The 426-nt window shown below is 41.8% G+C and carries 1 pseudogene; it reads left to right on the top strand.

The annotated features are described in order from the left end of the window. A pseudogene (locus K5R16_RS22325) lies at positions 1 to 426 on the top strand (serine/threonine protein kinase); the annotation flags it as partial.

Below are 426 nucleotides of genomic sequence, written 5' to 3'. Positions count from 1 at the left end.
CCCAGTACCCTATTGTGGGAGGTTTAGCGATTCATTGGCGTAAAAGTGGGGTTTATATTGATTCAAACCTTGCAATTTATGACCCTGAAACCAAAGATGTACTCATAAAAGCGGTCAATAATATGGTTACCCTCGCCCGCGGTATTAAGCGTATCGGGGTGTTTAAAGCTTGTTTTTTTAATGCTAAAGATACCTTACACCTTGAACGACAAAATGCATCAGAGCCCTATCAAATGGTAAATGATGCGCAGTTAAGTTTTGAAGTCGGTGATGTCCCAGCATCTGAAGGGCGTTCGCGATTACACTCTTACTTTGAAGACGGCAAAGATCCAGAAGAAAATTTAGAGCTGCCAACTGAAATCATGACCGAATTGGGCTGGATTAACCAAATTCATCATACCGGTTGTATCATCTTTGAAGCGCTTC

This window comes from Shewanella sp. c952 (assembly GCF_019654975.1).
Classification (GTDB): domain Bacteria; phylum Pseudomonadota; class Gammaproteobacteria; order Enterobacterales; family Shewanellaceae; genus Shewanella.
Note: the sequence above shows the minus strand (reverse complement) of the source record. Positions and strands in the feature narration are given on the sequence as shown.